This window comes from Mycobacterium sp. RTGN5 (genome assembly GCF_033804465.1).
Classification (GTDB): domain Bacteria; phylum Actinomycetota; class Actinomycetes; order Mycobacteriales; family Mycobacteriaceae; genus Mycobacterium.
The window spans coordinates 2,302,733-2,317,294 of the sequence record NZ_JAPZLA010000001.1 but is presented as its reverse complement, the minus strand read 5'-3'; the positions used below and the strand labels follow the sequence as shown (position 1 = coordinate 2,317,294).

At 67.3% G+C, this 14,562-nt stretch carries 10 protein-coding genes and 1 pseudogene; 5 read left to right on the top strand and 6 right to left on the bottom strand.

What is annotated here, in order from left to right; translation table 11 throughout:
* Window positions 1-8 precede the first annotated feature (8 nt).
* Window positions 9-986, bottom strand: coding sequence for a bifunctional riboflavin kinase/FAD synthetase (locus tag SLQ31_RS11260; RefSeq protein WP_319433048.1), 978 nt, complete (start codon window positions 984-986; stop codon window positions 9-11).
* A gap of 62 nt (window positions 987-1,048) precedes the next feature.
* Here SLQ31_RS11260 and mntR point away from each other — a divergent pair, with 62 nt between their 5' ends.
* The 4 genes and pseudogenes from mntR (at window position 1,049) to SLQ31_RS11240 (ending at window position 9,456) form a co-directional block, all read left to right on the top strand.
* Window positions 1,049-1,771: a manganese-binding transcriptional regulator MntR gene (gene mntR / locus SLQ31_RS11255; protein WP_413641750.1), complete on the top strand. Its 723-nt coding sequence runs from the start codon at window positions 1,049-1,051 to the stop codon at window positions 1,769-1,771.
* A 124-nt stretch (window positions 1,772-1,895) separates the two neighbouring features.
* Window positions 1,896-2,936 carry a phosphotransferase gene (locus tag SLQ31_RS11250; RefSeq protein WP_319432290.1) on the top strand — a complete coding sequence of 347 codons (1,041 nt, stop codon included), beginning with the start codon at window positions 1,896-1,898 and terminating at the stop codon, window positions 2,934-2,936.
* Between the two features lies 1 nt (window position 2,937).
* Window positions 2,938-3,072, top strand: a pseudogene (locus tag SLQ31_RS11245) (double zinc ribbon domain-containing protein); the annotation flags it as partial.
* A 66-nt stretch (window positions 3,073-3,138) separates the two neighbouring features.
* Complete coding sequence (locus SLQ31_RS11240) at window positions 3,139-9,456, top strand: AAA family ATPase (RefSeq protein ID WP_319433046.1); 6,318 nt, start codon at window positions 3,139-3,141, stop codon at window positions 9,454-9,456.
* A gap of 13 nt (window positions 9,457-9,469) precedes the next feature.
* On the opposite strand, the gene truB is transcribed toward SLQ31_RS11240, so the two are convergent.
* The 3 genes from truB to SLQ31_RS11225 are packed head-to-tail and all read right to left on the bottom strand — an operon-like array spanning window position 9,470 to window position 11,954.
* Entirely contained in the window at window positions 9,470-10,357 is an 888-nt protein-coding gene (gene truB / locus SLQ31_RS11235; RefSeq protein WP_319432288.1) for a tRNA pseudouridine(55) synthase TruB, read from the bottom strand.
* Window positions 10,354-11,022, bottom strand: coding sequence for a 4'-phosphopantetheinyl transferase (locus SLQ31_RS11230; protein ID WP_319432286.1), 669 nt, complete (start codon window positions 11,020-11,022; stop codon window positions 10,354-10,356). Before SLQ31_RS11230 ends, truB begins: the two co-directional genes overlap by 4 nt.
* The gene (locus SLQ31_RS11225) at window positions 11,019-11,954 is read right to left on the bottom strand and encodes a metallophosphoesterase (RefSeq protein ID WP_319432284.1); all 936 of its coding nucleotides are present in this window, start codon (window positions 11,952-11,954) and stop codon (window positions 11,019-11,021) included. The genes SLQ31_RS11230 and SLQ31_RS11225 overlap by 4 nt, the downstream gene beginning before the upstream one ends.
* 82 nt (window positions 11,955-12,036) lie before the next feature.
* On the opposite strand from SLQ31_RS11225, the gene SLQ31_RS11220 reads away from it, so the two are divergent.
* Window positions 12,037-13,719, top strand: a complete 1,683-nt coding sequence (locus SLQ31_RS11220; RefSeq protein ID WP_319432283.1) for a CocE/NonD family hydrolase — start codon at window positions 12,037-12,039, stop codon at window positions 13,717-13,719.
* Here the strand turns inward: SLQ31_RS11220 and SLQ31_RS11215 are convergent.
* Window positions 13,678-14,223, bottom strand: a complete 546-nt coding sequence (locus SLQ31_RS11215) for a DUF1802 family protein (RefSeq protein ID WP_319432281.1) — start codon at window positions 14,221-14,223, stop codon at window positions 13,678-13,680. The two genes, SLQ31_RS11220 and SLQ31_RS11215, sit on opposite strands and share 42 nt — an antisense overlap.
* Window positions 14,220-14,486: a DUF2277 domain-containing protein gene (locus SLQ31_RS11210; protein WP_319433044.1), complete on the bottom strand. Its 267-nt coding sequence runs from the start codon at window positions 14,484-14,486 to the stop codon at window positions 14,220-14,222. Before SLQ31_RS11210 ends, SLQ31_RS11215 begins: the two co-directional genes overlap by 4 nt.
* Between the last annotated feature and the right edge of the window lie 76 nt (window positions 14,487-14,562).

Sequence of the window (14,562 nt, the reverse complement as noted above, 5' to 3'; positions counted from 1 at the left end):
GCCGATGGTCAGTCCTGGGCCGACAGGATCGTGCGGGCTTTCTCGGTGTCCTTGCCCATCGCCTCGACCAGGTCGTGCACCGAGTCGAATTTGAGCTGGCCGCGCAGCCGGGCGACGAAGTCCACCGCGACGTGCTGGCCGTAGAGATCGGCGGCGGTGTCCAGGACGAAGGCCTCCACCGTGCGGGTTCGCCCGGAGAACGTCGGGTTCGTGCCCACCGAGACCGCGGCCTGATACCGCTCCCCCGGGATCACCGAGCCGGTGACGGGCCCGTGGCCCAGCACGGTGAACCACGCGGCGTACACCCCGTCGGCCGGGATCGCCGAATACATCGGCGGCGCGACGTTGGCGGTCGGGAAGCCCAGCACCCGGCCACGTCCGTCGCCGCGCACCACCACGCCTTCGACGCGGTGCGGACGGCCCAGCGCCTCGGCCGCGGTCACCACGTCGCCGGCGTCGACGCAGGACCGGATGTACGTCGACGAGAAGGTGACCGTCTCGCTCTGGTGGTGTTCGGCGACCAGCGACAGGCTCTCGACGGCGAACCCGAACCGGTCGCCGGCCTTGCGCAGGGTGCCGACGTTGCCGGCCGCCTTCTTGCCGAACGTGAAGTTCTCTCCGACGATCACCTCGACGACGTGCAGCCGCTCCACCAGCAGTTCGTGGATATAGCGATCCGGGGTGAGCTTCATGAAATCGGTGGTGAAGGGCACGACCAGGAAGACGTCGATGCCCAGCTCCTCGGCCAGTTCGGCGCGCCGGGCCAGCGTCGTCAGCTGGGCCGGGTGGCTGCCCGGGAACACCACTTCCATCGGATGCGGGTCGAACGTCATCAGCACCGTCGGCACACCGCGTGACCGGGCCGCCTTGACGGCGCGGGCAATCAGCTCGGCATGCCCACGATGTACGCCGTCGAACACGCCGATGGTCACCACACATCGGCCCCAGTCCGAGGGGATCTCGTCCTGTCCGCGCCACCGCTCCACGTCGGCAAGCCTACGGCGCTCTCGCACAGCGAGACACGCTAGATCCCCAGATCAGGTGATGAATGCCTAAACTTTCGGGTGTGAGTCCTGACGGCAGCCCAAACCAAGGGGTACACGACCTGACAACGGTCGCCCAGGACTATCTGAAAACCATCTGGAGCGCGCAGGAGTGGTCGCAGGAAAAGGTCAGCACCAAGCTGCTGGCCGAGCGCATCGGGGTGTCGGCCAGCACCGCCTCGGAGTCGATCCGCAGGCTCGCCGACCAAGGTCTGGTGGATCACGAGAAATACGGCGCGGTGACGTTGACCGAACGCGGCCGCCTCGCCGCACTGGCGGTGGTCCGCCGGCACCGCCTGCTGGAGACCTTCCTGATGCGCGAACTCGGCTACAGCTGGGACGAGGTGCACGACGAGGCCGAGATCCTCGAGCACGCGATCAGCGACATGATGCTCGATCGCATCGACGCCAAGCTCGGCCACCCGACTCGCGATCCACACGGCGACCCCATCCCGTCGGCCGACGGGCTGGTGCCCACTCCCCCCGCCCGCCAGCTATCGGCATGCGTCGACGGCGAACTCGGCACGGTCGCACGGATTTCGGACGCCGATCCCGAGATGCTGCGCTATTTCGACACCGTCGGCATCAGCCTGGACTCCCGCCTTCGGGTGCTCGCGCGGCGCGACTTCGCTGGTGTGATCTCCGTGTCGGTGGAGTCGTCCGATGGCGCAGCAAACACCGTCGAACTGGGTAGCCCTGCGGCCCAGGCGATCTGGGTCGTCGGCTGAGACAGCCGCCTGGCAAACATCCTCGCCGATACGCGGAAATCCCATGCTCAGCGCCGTAATTCCGTAAAATCTCCCCCATCCAGGGGAGGGACGGGGGCGGATGACGTGGTTTCCTGTCGACCCCATGTCTGTGACAGCGGGCTGGCTTAGCGAAGTCCTGGACGCTGACGTTCGGCAGTGCCGGCTCGAACAGATCGGGATCGGCGTCGGGCTGCTCGGGCGGATTTACTGCGCCCATCTCGAAGGTCCCGGCGTACCGACGTCGGTGGTGGTGAAGTTTCCGACCCTCGACGAGCGGGCCCGCACAGAAGTCTGTGAGCCGTTGGAGTTCTACCTACGCGAGGTGCACTTCTACCGGGAGATCGGGTTGGCGAACCCGCTGCCACCCGCCCGGCCGTACTTCGCCGCGTTCGATGAGCTCACCCACGACTTCGTCCTGGTGCTCGAGGATCTGGGGCGACTCCGCGTGGCCGATCAGACCGTCGGCTGCACGGCCGAGGACGCCGAGATCGTTATCGACGCGATCGCCCGCCACCACGCCCACTGGTGGGACAGCGACCGCTTGGCGTCACTGTCGTGGTTGAGGTCGTACCGGACGCCGCCGTTCCCTGCCGTTCTTGCCGGGAACTTCGAGGCCGCCTGGCCCCGCTTCCTAGACAGAGTCGGTGCCGACCTATCGCCCGAGTTGTTGGCGTTCGGCGCCCGATTCCCGTCCCTGGTGCCGTGGTACCTGGATCAGCTCATGCGGCCACCGCACACCTTTCTGCACGGTGATCTGCGGCTCGACCAACTGTTCTTCGCCGTCACACCCGACGATCCGCCGGTGACCGCACTGGACTGGCAGGTCACCTGCACGGGCCGAGGCGCCTACGACATCGGGTACTTCCTGAGCCAGAGCCTGGCCGCCGACACTCGGCGGGCCTGCGAAGCCCACCTACTGGACCGCTACGCCCAGCGCCTCGCAGAATTCGGAATCGATTATCCTGCAATAGAATTGCTCCATGATTACCGGCTGACCACCGCGTGGTGTTTCGCCTACCCGGTGATCGGAGCCGGCCAAGCCGACATTGCCAACGCCCGTCAACTGGAACTGCTTCGCTCGATGGCGGAGAACTCGGCGGCCGCAATCCAGGACCACGACGCACTCTCGCTGAGGCCCGACTGAGATGAGCGGCCACGCTTGCGCCTCCTGCGGCGCCGCCAACGAAGCAGACGCCCGCTTCTGCGAGAGCTGCGGAACGACACTGCCGCGGTCATGTGGTGCCTGCGGCGTTGCGGCCAGTGCGGCGGCGCGGTTCTGCCGCTCCTGCGGTGCCGCGCTGGATGATCAAGTCGCCCAACCGGTTAGCGGTCCCACCCGAAAGACCGTGACCGTGCTGTTCGCCGACCTGGCCGGCTCGACCGCCTTCGAGGAACTGGTGGATCCCGAGACCGCCCGCGAGGTCATCGGGCAGTACCACGAGCTGCTGCGCTCCACCGCACAGCGCCACCGCGCCGGCGTGACGAAGTACATCGGCGACGGGTTCATGGCGGTATGGGGTGTGCCGGAGATCGGCGCCGGCGACGCCGGGCACGCTGTCGACGCCGCGGTCGAATTACAGGAGCGATTCGTCGGCCTGGCCAGTCGCTTGACGGAGGCGCACGGGGTCGAGATGGCGCTGCGGGTCGCGGTGAACACCGGCGAGGTGGTGGTCGGACACGACGATGCCGACCTGGTCGGTGACGCTTTGAATGTCGGCGCCCGGTTGGAATCCGAATGTCCGCACGGCCAGGTCGTGGTCGGTGAGGAAACCTGGCGCTCAACGCGAGGGCAGCACCGCTATGAACCGCGCGGCGCCGTGCAGGTCAAGGGCCGCACCGCGACCGTCCCTGTCTATCAGTGGCTGGGGCGGGCCGACCCCGCCGACTCTGTTCCCTTTGTCGGCCGCTCCACCGAATTACGCCGCCTGCACACGGTTTTCGACGACGCCGTCACCACTCGCAGCGCACGCCTGGTCACGATCGTCGGCGATCCCGGCGTCGGCAAGACCCGGCTGGCGGCGGAGTTCATCGGCGCACTCGGCGATGGGGTCCGGGTCATCCGGGCGCACTGCGCGGTCGAGGGCAGTCCGGCCATGGCGCCACTGGTCGACGTCCTACGAACCCGTGATCTCGATGTCGACATCCCCGGAAATGTCGCCGAGCGGGACCGCATCCTGCGCGACCTCACCGGGATGACGGCCGGCGTCGCCGGTTCGGTCGAGGAGGCGTTCTGGGCGCTTCGCCGGTTCGCCGAAGTACTCGCCGCCGACAGCCCGCTTGTCATCCTCGTCGACGACATCCAATGGGCGGACACCCTGCTGGTCGATTTCGTCGAGCACATCGTCGAGTGGGTCCGCAATGCCCCGGTGCTGCTGGTCGCACTGGCCCGGCCCGAATTGCAGGAAACGCGACCGGATCTCGTCACCGTGGGCGGATGGGTCGCCGAGGCGCTGCGCCTGCGTGGCCTGGAAGCCCGCGCCACCGCCGAGCTCGCTGCGCGCGTGCTCGGCAGCGACCAACTGCCCGAAGAACTGGTGGGCCGACTGCCCTCGTCGACGGGAGGCAATCCGTTGTTCGTCCGGGAACTGGTCGGAATGCTTGTCCACGACGGTGTTCTGGTCGCAAAACCCGGAGGCTGGAGCCTGACTGTCGATGTCGACGCCATCTCCGTCCCACCGACGATCCAGGCGCTTCTGGCGTCCCGCCTGGAACGGCTGAGCTCCGCCAACCGTCGAGTCCTTGAAGTCGCCTCGGTGATCGGCACAGACTTCTCCCCCAGCGCGGTGGCCGCGCTCGCCGGTCTCGGCGAAGCCGAAATCATGTCGGCCCTGAACCGACTGCGCCGCCTCGACCTCGCGCAGCCGAGCGGAGCGTACGCCGGCGACGTGCCGGTCTGGCGATTCCATCACGTCCTCATCCGCGACGTCGCATACCGCAGGCTGCTCAAGTCCGAACGTGCCGACCTCCATGAGCGCCTGGCAAATTGGGTGCACGCGGGCGGGGCCAGGGTGGCGTTCGAGTCCGACGAGGTCATCGCCCGCAATCTCGAGGCGGCCCATGGGTACCGGTGTGATCTCGGTCTGCGGGACGGGCAGACCAGCGGGCTCGCCCTGCGTTCGGCGCGTAGCTATCTGGCGTCGGCGCGGCGTGCACTCGACCGTGACGAACTCGGCTCGGCGGGCAGCCAGGCGGCCCGAGGCGCATCACTAGCCACCACCGACTCCGCACTACAGGCCGAGCTACTACTGGTCGGCTGCGAAGCCTTCCTTTCCGCCGGCGACGTGGCGTCCGGAGCGCCGCTGGTCGCCGATCTGGAAAGCATTGCGGAACAGGAACTTGCGCCGTGGGCGACCTGCTATCAGTGTCAGCTCGTCGTGTACACCGATCCCACCAGGTTGCTCGAGGTCGACGGACGGCTGACGGAGGCCATCGACGAGTTCAGCCGGCGCGAGGACGCCGCCGGACTTGCCAAGGCGCACCGGGTTCGGGCGGGCGCCCGAGCTCGGCTGGGCCGGATCGGCGACTGTGAAGCCGACTTGTTCGACGCCCTGATCGCCGCGCGGCAGTGTGGGGACCATCGGCAGATCACCGCGGCGCTCGGGGCAGCACCCACCGCCGCGCTCTGGGGTCCGAGTCCGGCTCCCAAGGCGGGCGGCCGGTGCCTGGATGTGGTTCGGATGCAACGCATGACGACAGCAGCGCCATCGCTTGAGGCCACATCACTGCGCTGCCTCGCGGTGCTCGAACTGCTCCGCGGACGACCGGACAAATCTCGCTCGATGCTGACCGACGCCCGTCAGGTGGTCGCGGATTTGGGTCTTCGGCACGGTCTGATGGAGACCGAACTGTTCTCCGGGATCATCGAATTGATGGTGGGTGACCCGGTAGCGGCCGAACCGCACTTCCGGGTCGCACTGGAGGGGCTCGACGCCCTTGGTGTCGGTGCCGATGCCGGACAGGCTGCCGCCCTGCTGGCCAGATCGGTTCTGGCGCAGGGCCGTCTGAATGAATCCGACCGGTATGCGGCGGAAAGCGAACGCATCGCCGGCCACAACCTGAAGACGTCCATTGCCTGGCGTTCGGTGCGCGCCGAGATCCTCTCGGCCCAGGGCGACCACGAACCGGCAGTGTCCATGGCACGCGATGCAGTGGCCGTCGCCGCCGGCACCGACCTCGTGCTCGACCACGCGGAGGCCTGCCTGGCACTGAGTCGGGTATTGATGGCAGCCGGTGACGGGCACGCTTCAGCGGCTGCCCGCCGTGACGCGGAAGCGTTGTACGCCGCCAAAGATGCGGTGTTCATGGTCGGGCGAGCTCCCGAAAGCGCGACCCCCGCCGCCTCCGCCGCCGCCGGGTCCGCGACGACGTCCCGGGTCGTCATCGCGAACCGGGCCAGCAGGATTGCCGACCTGGGGTGGCAGGCGATGGCGTCATCTGATCCGGATGCGGTCGTGGCGGTCTACGCCGATCAGGCCGTCTATGACGATCGCCGGCGCATCAGTGGCGACCCCATCACGACTGAGGGCGAACTGCGCGCCGCCGCAGCACGTCTGATGGCTCAGTACTCACATCCCGAATGGCGATCGCTGGCGGTTCGGGGCGAGTCGCTGGTGCTCGTCTCCGATAACTGGTCCGACGATTCGGGCAACACGACAACGACTTTCGATGTGATCGAGGTTGGCGAAGACGAACTGATCACCTATCACGGACGGTTCGACGAGGACGACTTCCAGGGCGCCTACCGGGAGCTCGAACGGCGCTACTACGTCGGTGAGGGCGCACCCTGGGCGGAGATTGGCCACAAGGTCAGCGCCTGGATTGACGCGATCTGGGCGAACGATATCGAAGACGCGCGTCAGTTGTCGCACACGGACTTCCGCTGGCTTGCCGCGCTCAAGGCGCTGAAACCGGCCGAGCGGTCAATCGACGAGTATTTCCAATGGCTGGCGGAGCGCACCAAACAAGTTGCGAATCAGAGGATCTGGCTCGCGGCGATCCGTTGGTTGTCGGCTGATTGCCATATCACCTTGAGCGAGATACACGGTGCTGGACCCGCGGGCGAGAAGTACACCTGGTCTCTGATCCACGTCGGAGTCTATCGCGATGGATTGCTGGCATCAGTGCGCGAGTTCGACGTCGCCGACGAGGACGAGGCCTTCGCCTACGCCGAGTCATTAGTCGCCCAACGGCCAAGCCGGCTCAGCGGCACCAACCGCGCCAGCGAGGCCGGTGAATCCCTGATCGCCGCGATGCAGGCCGGTGACGCCGACGGCACCGTCGGGCATTGGGCTGATCGATTCGTCTACGCGGATCACCGCCGGCTCAGCGGTGACCCCGTCGACGGTCTGCCTGATCTGCACGTTGCTGTCCAGCGGATCCTGCAGCAGTACAACCACTTCGAGGCCCGCAACCTGGCCGTCCGCGGAGATCGTGTGTACCTGGGCTGGAGTCGCTGGTCCGACGATGCCGGGAACGCGGCCGCCTACCTTGGCGTCTACGAGATCGACGTGGACGGACTCGTCATCTATCACAGCCGCTTCGACGAGGATGACTTCTCGGTGGCTTACCGCGACTTGGAAACGCGCTACTACGCACGGGAAGGCGCACGGTTCGCAACCAACGGGCTACCTTCCGCGGACTGGGTGATTGGTATCGGCCAGGGTGACATCGATGCGGTGCGCCGAGTGTCAGGTGCCGAATTCCGCTGGCTTGCCCCACCTTCGGCGTTGAAGGAAAAAGAACGTTCGGTCGACGACATGTTCCGCTGGACGCAGGAGCGCGGAAATCAGGTCGCTTCCCAACGTCACTGGGTGACGGCCCTGCAGTGGTTGTCCCCTACTTGCAATGTGGGGCTGGGCGAAATCCAGGCGGCCGGGGCGGACGGCGAAGACTATCGGTGGAACCTCCTGTTCGTGACCCAGTGGGAGAACGGGCTGCTGAATTCGGTGCGCGAGTTCGACGTCGTCGACGAGGACGAGGCGTTCGCTTACGCCGAAGCACTGGCGGGGCAACAGCCCAGCCGGCTCGCCGTCGCCAACCGTTCCTGCGAGGTCGGGGACCGCGTGATCGCGGCGATGAACTCCGGTGACGTCGACAATGCGGTCACGCAGTACTCCGACGATGTCGTCTACGACGACCGTCGGCGGCTCAGCGGTGACCCAATCGTCGGAATCGTCGCGGTGCGAGCGGCATTCGAGCGTCTCAGTCAACAGTTCACCCGATTCGAGGTGCGTACGTTGGCAGTGCGTGGCGATACCCTGCATCTCGCGCAGGCGTGCTGGTCCGATGAAGCTGGGAACCAGTCGACCGCCTTGATGGTCGGCGAGATCGATGACGATGGTCGCGTGGTCTATCACGGAACCTTCGATGAGGACGATTTCGACGGCGCCTACTCAGAACTCGAGCACCGTTACTATGCCGGCGCCGGGGAATCCCATGCGGCCGCGGGGGCCCCGTTCATTGAACAGATCCTCGCCGAGAACCGCGGCGACCTGGACACCACGTTCAGCATGTTCGCCACGCCAGGTCTGCAGATCGAGAGCCGGTCGCGGTCGGTCTTTCCGCGACGCAGCCCCGCCGAGCTGCGCCGCAGCGTCGAGGAGCTCGGCGCCATGGTCGCGACGTACCGGGTGTGGGCCTCGACCCTCTGCTGGGTGGGTGACGACGTCACGGTATCCCGTCATGAACGTGAGGCCGTCGGACACGGCGGCGAGAACTATGCCTGGAGTCGCCTGTATGCCACTCAGGTGCGAGATGGCCAGTTCACGTCGCTATGCGAGTTCGACATCGACGACGAGGATGCCGCGCTCGCCTATGCCGAGGAACTTGCCCGGAAGAGCACCAGCCGGGTTGCCGTCGCCAACCGCGCCAGCGAGACGGCCGGAATTCTCGCAACAGCCATGCAGGCCGGCGACGTGCACACCGTCGTCGAGTGCTATTCGGACGACTACGTCCGCGACGACCGCCGCCACTACAGTGGTGGCCCAATTCAAGGGAAGGACGCCCTTAAGGTTGCAACTGAACGACTCCTCGCGCAGTTCAACAACTTCGAAGCTCGCACACTCGCCGTGCGAGGTGAGAACCTGGTGCTGGCGTGGAGCCAATGGGCCGACGATGCAGGGAACGAGAGCGCACATCTGCACGTCTTCGACGTAGATGACAAAGCACGCATCGCCGTCGACGTCCGTTTCGACGAGGACGATTTCGACAGTGCCTACAGTGAACTGGAACGCCGCTATTACGCGGGTGAGGGCGCGGCTGCGGCCCGCTCGGGGCTGGGCACCGCGGAGTACGTCGCTGCGATGAACCACGGCGACTTCGACACCATGTTCACCAAACTGAGCTGGCCCGATATGCGGGTCGAGAATCGTTCGCGCACAGGATTCCCCGATCGCTCGGCAGCCGAGATGCGAGCCAGCCTGGTGGAACTGCAACGCCTGGTTCCGTCCGTGCGCTCCTGGTTCTCGACCATCCGCTGGTTGTCGCCGAACGTCTTCGTCGCACGGATGGAACGAGAAGGCCTGGGCAACGACGGTGAGCGCTTCGAATGGTCCCGGCTCCTTGTCGGAATCGGTCGCGACGGGCGGATTGCTGCGCTATGCGAGTTCGACGACGAAGAAGAAGACGCCGCGTTCGCCTATGCGCACGCCACGCTCGGCGAGTGAGTTTCTCCTCGCGCTAGGACTCCAGCGTCGCGGGGCGGATGACCACCACAGATTTGGTCCGGCCGCCCTTGTCCTCGAGTAGGGCGATCACCCGTCCATCGGGATCGGTTGCGGCATAGACACCGTCGATTCCCGCCGCGGTCAGCGGCCTGCCGTGGCCGGCGTCCTCGGCTTCACCAGACGTGATATCGCGGCGCGCAAACGCCAGCAGACACGCCTCGTCGAGGGAGTAACTCAGCTGCGGATGCTCGGCTAGCTCGTCCAATGACCGGGCGTGGTCGAGTCCGTAACCACCGACGCGGGTGCGGCGCAACGCGGTCAGGTGTCCGCCAACGCCGAGTGCGTCACCGAGATCGCGCGCCAGAGCCCGAATATAGGTGCCCGACGAGCAGTCGACATCGACATCCACATCGACGAACGGCCCGTCGCGCCGAATGTCGTGCACCTCGAACCGGTCGATGCGAACCCTGCGCTCGGCCAACTGCACGTCCTGGCCTTCGCGCACCAGCTGGTAGGCCCGCTTACCGTCGACCTTGACCGCGCTGACCGACGACGGCCGCTGCGCGATCTCCCCGCGCAGGTTTGCGATCCCGGCGTTGATCTGGTCCTCGGTCACCTGATCAGCGGAAATATCCTGCAGCGCTTCGCCTTCGGCGTCGTCGGTGGACGTAGACCGGCCCAGCCGGATGGTCGCCGCATACGACTTCGATGTGGCGGTCAGCAGGCCGAGGATCTTGGTGGCCCGCTCGATGCCGACGACCAGAACGCCGGTGGCCATCGGGTCCAGGGTGCCGGCATGGCCGACCTTGCGGGTGCCGAAGATCCGCCGGCAGCGGCCGACCACGTCGTGGCTCGTCATGCCGCCGGGTTTGTCGACGACAACAATGCCCGGAGGCGTCACAGCACGATCGCCGTCAGCGCCAACCCACCACCGACCGACCACCGGCCGGCCAGCTCAGTCAGCGGCGGCCCGAAGCGCGCGGCCGGGTCGATCAGGATCCGCGACTCGAACGTTCCGGCGACCCCGGACGCGTCGACACCGAAGGTGATGTGAGCGTCTTCGAAACCCAGCCATCGCTGCGTCAGTGGAAACCACGCCTTGTACGTCGCTTCCTTGGCGCAGAACAGGATTCGGTCCCAGTGCAACCCACCCGGGAGCGCGCCGATCTCATACCGCTCGGCGGGCAGGCTGATCGCATTGAGCACCCCGTCGGGGAGCACGCCGTGCGGTTCGGCATCGACGCCCACCGAACGGACGCTCGCGCTGCGCCCAACCACCGCACCGCGATACCCCTGGGTGTGGGTGAGGCTGCCCACCACCCCGTCAGGCCAGCACGGTTCGCCCTTGTCGCCCTTGAGGATCGGTACCGGCGGCAGACCCAACTTCTGCAAGGCCAGGCGGGCGCAGTACCGGACGGTGATGAACTCGTTGCGCCGCTTGTCCACCGATTTCGCGATCAGCGGCTCTTCCTCGGGCAGCGCCGTCAGGCCGGGCGGATCGTCGAATGCCTCGGCGTAGACCAGATCAGTGACATCGGGCAGCACCGCTGCCATGAGTTCACTCATTCGCGTCGACTGCGCAGCCGCTCACGCATCTTCTCCGACTGCTCCTTCATCTCCTGGGTGATGACGAAATGCCCGCCGAAGTCGTTCAGATAACCCGGCGCGTACTGCGGGTCCGGCAGGATCTGGCGCAGCCACCGATAAGGCTTGCGGCGCCGCCACTCTCGCGGATAACCCACGGACACCTCTTCGAACCGCACCCCGTCATACCAGGTGGTCCGCGGAATGTGCAGATGACCGTAGACCGAGCAGACGGCGTTGTAGCGCGTGTGCCAGTCGGCGGTCTCCACCGTCCCGCACCACAGCGCGAACTCCGGGAAGAACAGCACATCGCAGGGCTCGCGACGCAACGGGAAATGGTTCACCAGCACCGTCGGCGTCATCCAGTCGAGTTCCTCGAGCCGGGCCCTGGTGTGCGACAGCCGATCCCGGCACCACGCATCGCGGGTGGCATACGGCTCACTGGACAGCAGGAATTCGTCGGTCGCCACGATATTGCGTTCCCTGGCGATCGCCAGGCCCTCGGCCTTGGTGGTCGCACCCGCCGGCAGGAATGTGTAGTCGTAGAGCAGGAACATCGACACGATGGTCGCCGGCCCACCCGGGCCGGTCCACAGCGGAAAGGGATGCTCTGGGGTGACGATGCCCATCTCGTCGCACATGTTGACCAGGTAGTCGTAGCGGGCGCGGCCGAACACCTGGGCCGGGTCCTTGCCGGTGGTCCACAGCTCGTGATTGCCCGGCACCCAGATCACCTTGGCGAAGCGCCGGCGCAGCAGATCCAGCGACCAGCGGATGTCGTCGGTGCGCTCGGCGACATCGCCGGCGACGATCAGCCAGTCGTCCGGCGACGATGGATACAGCGATTCAGTCACCGGCTTGTTGCCGGTGTGACCCGTATGCAGGTCACTGATCGCCCAGAGTGTGGGTGCCACAACACGCCAGACTACTTGCGCGTACCCGGTCGGACTGCCTGCGGGCCCAGCAGCTCACGCCGTACTGCATATTCTGAACAGCGTGCGGAGCCGTCGACCCCAACAAGTCGTCGACCGCGCTCTCTCGCGATTCCTACGGATAGCGCCGCCGACCGGCGACTACGCCGTCGATCGCGGCGTCCGCATCCCGATGCGCGACGGCGCCGTCCTGCGCGCCACCCACTTCGCGCCCACCGCCGACCCCCCGCTGGGCACCATCCTGGTCCGCGGGCCGTACGGCCGCTCGTTCCCGTTCTCGCTGATCTTTGCCCGGCTCTACGCCGCGCGGGGCTACCACGTGCTGCTGCAGAGCGTGCGCGGCACGTTCGGGTCGGGTGGCGACTTCGTGCCGATGGTCCACGAGGCCGACGACGCCGCCGACACGGCGGTGTGGCTACGCGAACAGCAATGGTTCACCGGCACATTCGCCACCATCGGCTTGTCCTACCTGGGCTTCACCCAGTGGGCCCTGCTCTCCGACCCGCCCCCCGAACTGGCCGCCGCGGTGGTCACCGTCGGCCCGCACGACTTCCACGCCTCCACGTGGGGCGCCGGATCGTTCTCGCTGAACGATTTCCTGAGCTGGTCGCACTCGATGGCTCACCAGCAGGAGTCGCTCCCGCGGCGACTGGCGTTCCAGCGCCGTGCGGCGCGCCGTCTGGAGCGTGCCATGCTCGGTCTTCCCTTGGGCAGCGCGGGCCGCGACCTGCTGGGCGCCCGCTCGCCGTGGTACGAGTCGTGGATCGAGCATCCGGGCCGCGACGATCCGTTCTGGGACGCCATGCGAACGCCGTCGGCGCTGGACCGCAGCGACGTGCCGGTGCTGTTGATCAGCGGCTGGCAGGACCTGTTCCTCGAGCAGACCCTGCTGCAATACCGCCGGCTGCGCGACCGTGATGTCGACGTCGCGATGACGGTCGGGCCGTGGGCGCACAGCGACATGATCATCAAGGCCGGCGGCATCGCCGCGGCCGAGACGCTGGACTGGCTCGGCACTCATCTGGCCGGCATCCCCGCCAAGACCAGGCGCAGCCCGGTGCGGGTGTACGTCGCGCATCACGGCTGGATCGACCTGCCGGACTGGCCGCCCGCCACCGGCGACGGCGTGTTGTACCTGCAGCCGGCAGGCCGGCTGGCCGCGACCGCGCCACCCCCGGATGCCACGCCGTCGCACTTCCGCTACGACCCCGCCGACCCGACCCCGACGGTGGGCGGGCGGATGTTGACCCAAAAAGGCGGCTATCAGGACGACTCGGCACTGGCCCGGCGCGCCGACGTGCTGAGCTTCACCAGCGGGCCGCTGGACGCCGACCTGTATGTGTTCGGGAACCCCGTCGCCGAATTGGCTCACGAGGCGGGCATCGATCACGTCGACCTGTTCGTGCGCATCAGCGAGGTGGATGACCGCGGGCGCTCCCGCAATGTCAGCGACGGCTACCGCAGGCTCAGTGCGGCAGAGCAGGGCCCGATCCGCGTCGAGCTCGACGCCGTCGCGCACCGCTTCCCCGCGGGCACCCAGGTCCGGGTACTCATCGCCGGCGGATCGCATCCGCGGTACGCCCGCAACCTCGGCACCGGCGCACCGGCCCTCACCGGACAGCGGATGGTTCCCGCCGTGCACACCGTGCACCACGGGGCAGGCGGGGTGTCCCGGCTGATCCTGCCGGCCTCGGCCGGCCTGCCATCACCCGACGGCGGCGCGGACCCGGCCGGCGATCTCGTCTAACGCGGCAACGTCGTGCACCGGCCGGCCCCGGTCGGCCGTCGCGGGTAATTGCACCCAACTGGTGCAGCCGCCGTACTGCGGCTCACGCACCAGCCGGATCGGCACGACCAGCGGGGCCGCCTGGATCACCAGGACGGTCAGCCGGTGGCGGGGCCGGAAATCCAGCCGGTCGGCGCGCACCGACTCGGCGGTCCAGATGTGCAGATCTTGGATGTCGGTAAGCCCGTCGGGGTTCGATACCGCAACGGCAGCAACGACTTTCGCCGCGCCCCGGATCACGAGTTGCTCGTCGGTGCTGTCGGACGCGGAGTCGGCGAGCAGGTCACGATGCTCCGGGCGGACCCGCTCGGCATGACTGTGCGCGACCGTCGGGAACAACAGAAACTCGTCCGCGGCGACAGCGAACCGCTTCTCGTGGATCCCGCCCTTGCGCAGCAGCACGGTCTGCCGGCCGTCGAGCAGGGCATGCACCGCCGCACTCCACTCCTTGAGCGCAGGCATCACGACGATGCGAGCCGCGCAATGACCTCAGGGCGGCGCAGCGGCGGAATCGTCTTGGGCGGCTGGCGCCGGGCGGGCAGCTCGGACAGCAGCCGTCTGGTGGTGGCAGCGACCTCGGCCACCGCGATCTCGAAAGCCTCGGCGACGGCGTCGGACGGACGCGTGATTCCGCTGACCTTCCTGACGTACTGACGCGCGGCCGCGGTGATCTCGTCGTCGGTGGCCGCCGGCTCAAGGCCGCGCAACTCGGTGATGTTTCGGCACATGCCCTCCAGCATGCCCGCGATCGGCGCCGAGTTCACCGCGGGATCGTTGATCGGATTGATACCCAGCACCCATCTG